Source organism: Pseudomonas sp. NPDC086251 (assembly GCF_044746405.1).
Classification (GTDB): domain Bacteria; phylum Pseudomonadota; class Gammaproteobacteria; order Pseudomonadales; family Pseudomonadaceae; genus Aquipseudomonas.
In genome coordinates this window covers 125,524-128,868 of the sequence record NZ_JBIVBY010000019.1, presented here as the reverse complement: position 1 = coordinate 128,868, position 3,345 = coordinate 125,524, and the positions used below count along the sequence as shown (strand labels likewise).

The 3,345-nt window shown below is 62.7% G+C and carries 1 protein-coding gene; it reads left to right on the top strand.

Annotation, left to right across the window (positions count from 1 at the left end; genetic code table 11):
- The coding region (gene putA, locus ACIPL2_RS21985; protein WP_401359595.1) for a trifunctional transcriptional regulator/proline dehydrogenase/L-glutamate gamma-semialdehyde dehydrogenase at window positions 1-3,193 on the top strand (3,193 nt) is incomplete at its 5' end.
- Window positions 3,194-3,345 lie beyond the last annotated feature (152 nt).

Genomic DNA, 3,345 nt, shown 5'->3' with positions numbered 1-3,345 from the left:
CGAGCAGTTCGACACCGGCGAAACCATCGCCGAAGCCCTGGCCAATGCGAGCAAGTTCGAAGCCAAGGGCTTCCGCTATTCCTACGACATGCTGGGTGAAGCCGCACTCACCGAGCACGACGCCCAGAAGTACTTGGCCTCGTACGAACAAGCCATCCACTCGATCGGCAAAGCGTCCCACGGTCGTGGGATTTATGAAGGCCCGGGCATTTCCATCAAGCTGTCGGCACTGCACCCGCGTTACAGCCGTGCGCAGTACGAGCGTGTGATGGACGAGCTGTACCCGCGCCTGCTGTCGCTGACCCTGCTGGCCAAGCAATACGACATCGGCCGGAAGATCGTCGCCGAAGAAGGGGACCGGGTCGAACTGTCGCTGGATCTGCTCGAGCGCCTGTGCTTCGAGCCGCAACTGACCGGCTGGAACGGCATCGGTTTCGTGATCCAGGCCTATCAGAAGCGCTGCCCGTACGTGATCGACTACGTGATCGACCTGGCGCGTCGCAGCCGTCATCGCCTGATGATCCGCTTGGTAAAAGGCGCGTACTGGGACAGCGAAATCAAGCGCGCCCAGGTCGAAGGCCTGGAAGGCTATCCGGTCTACACCCGCAAGGTGTACACCGACGTTTCCTACATCGCCTGCGCCCGCAAACTGCTGTCGGTGCCGGAAGTCATCTACCCGCAGTTCGCCACGCACAACGCCCACACCCTGTCGGCCATTTACCACATTGCCGGTCAGAACTATTACCCCGGCCAGTACGAGTTCCAGTGCCTGCACGGCATGGGTGAACCGCTGTACGAACAGGTTGTAGGCAAAGTTTCCGAAGGCAAGCTGAACCGTCCGTGCCGCGTGTACGCACCGGTCGGTACTCACGAAACGCTGCTGGCCTACCTGGTACGTCGTCTGCTGGAAAACGGCGCGAACACTTCGTTCGTCAACCGTATCGCCGACCAATCCATTTCGATCCAGGAGCTGGTGGCCGATCCAGTGGCCAGCATCGAGCAGATGGCGACGCTGGAAGGCGGCTTCGGCCTGCCGCATCCGCGTATTCCGCTGCCGCGTGATCTTTATGGTGCCGAGCGCGCCAACTCCAGCGGCATCGACATGGCCAACGAACATCGTTTGGCTTCGCTGTCCTGCGCCCTGCTGGCCACCGCTCACAACAATTGGAAAGCCGCGCCGATGCTCGGTTGCGCCTCCAGCACAGAAACCCCGGCTGCCGTGCTGAACCCGTCGGATCTGCGTGACGTGGTTGGCCATGTACAGGAAGCGACCGTCGAAGACGTCGACAACGCGATCCAGTGCGCCCTGAATGCTGCGCCGATCTGGCAGGCCACCCCGCCCGCCGAGCGCGCCGCGATTCTGGAACGTGCCGCCGATTTGATGGAAGGCGAGATCCAGCCGCTGATGGGCCTGCTGGCTCGCGAAGCCGGCAAGACCTTCGCCAACGCCATCGCCGAAGTGCGTGAAGCCGTGGACTTCCTGCGTTATTACGCAGTGCAGGCGCGCAACGATTTCACCAACGACGCCCACCGCCCATTGGGTCCGGTGGTGTGCATCAGCCCGTGGAACTTCCCGCTGGCGATTTTCAGTGGCCAGGTTGCTGCTGCTTTGGCTGCCGGTAACCCGGTATTGGCCAAGCCTGCGGAGCAAACGCCGTTGGTCGCCGCTCAAGCGGTGCGTTTGTTGCTCGAAGCCGGGATTCCGGAAGGCGTGCTGCAACTGCTGCCGGGCCGTGGCGAAACCGTTGGCGCTCGCCTGGTCGGTGACGATCGGGTTAAAGGCGTGATGTTCACCGGTTCGACCGAAGTCGCTCGCTTGCTGCAACGCAACGTCGCCGGTCGTCTCGATGCACAAGGTCGGCCGATTCCTCTGATCGCCGAAACCGGCGGCCAGAACGCGATGATCGTCGACTCCTCGGCACTGACCGAACAAGTCGTGATCGACGTGGTGTCGTCGGCCTTCGACAGCGCCGGTCAACGTTGCTCGGCACTGCGCGTGTTGTGCTTGCAGGAAGATTCCGCTGACCGTGTCATCGAAATGCTCAAGGGCGCCATGGCTGAATGCCGTCTCGGCAACCCGGAGCGTCTGTCCGTGGACATCGGCCCGGTAATCGACGCCGAAGCCAAGGCCGGCATCGAGAAACACATCCAGGCCATGCGCGACAAAGGTCGCAGCGTGTACCAGGTGGCGATTGCCAACACTGAAGAAGTCAAACGCGGCACCTTCGTGATGCCGACGCTGATCGAACTGGAAAGCTTCGACGAACTGCAACGGGAGATCTTCGGTCCGGTGCTGCACGTGGTTCGCTACAAGCGCAAAGACATCGATCAACTGATCGGTCAGATCAACGCTTCCGGCTACGGCCTGACGCTGGGCGTGCACACGCGCATCGACGAGACCATCGCCAAGGTGATCGACAACGTCAACGCCGGTAACGTCTATGTGAACCGCAACATTGTCGGTGCCGTGGTCGGCGTGCAGCCGTTCGGTGGTGAAGGCTTGTCGGGTACCGGCCCGAAGGCCGGTGGTCCGCTGTACCTGTACCGCCTGCTGTCGACGCGTCCTACCGATGCAATCGAACAATCCTTCGCTCGCGGTGATGCCATCGCAGCACCGGACGTTCGTCTGCGCGATGCCATGAGCAAACCGCTGACCGCGCTGAAAGCCTGGGCCGACAGCAACAAGTTTGCCGACCTGAGCACCCTGTGCGAGCAGTTCGCGGCGCAATCGCAAAGCGGGATCACCCGTGTTCTGGCGGGCCCGACTGGCGAGCGCAACAGCTACGCCATCCTGCCGCGCGAACACGTGCTGTGCCTGGCAGACGTCGAAGGCGATCTGCTGACGCAATTGGCGGCGGTATTGGCGGTCGGCGGTTCGGCGGTATGGCCGGAAGCTGACTTGACCAAGGCGTTGTTCGCACGTTTGCCGAAGGACATTCAGGCGAAGATCAAGCTGGTTTCTGACTGGAGCAAGGACGAAGTGCTGTTTGATGCGGTTCTGCATCACGGCCATTCCGATCAGCTGCGTGCGGTTTGCCAGCAAGTGGCCAAACGTGCCGGGGCGATTGTCGGGGTTCATGGTTTGTCGCAGGGTGAAACCAACATTGCGCTGGAGCGTCTGGTGATCGAGCGGGCGTTGAGCGTTAACACCGCTGCGGCGGGTGGTAATGCCAGCTTGATGACCATCGGCTAAAACACCATAAGCCAGGCGCCCGCAATGGACGCCTGGAATGCAAAACCCTTGTGGGAGCGGGGGGGGGGGGGGGGGGGGGGGGGGGGGGGGGGGCGGCGCGGGGGGGGGGGGGGGCGCGGCCCCCCCCCGCCCCGCCCCCCCCCCTCAATCGT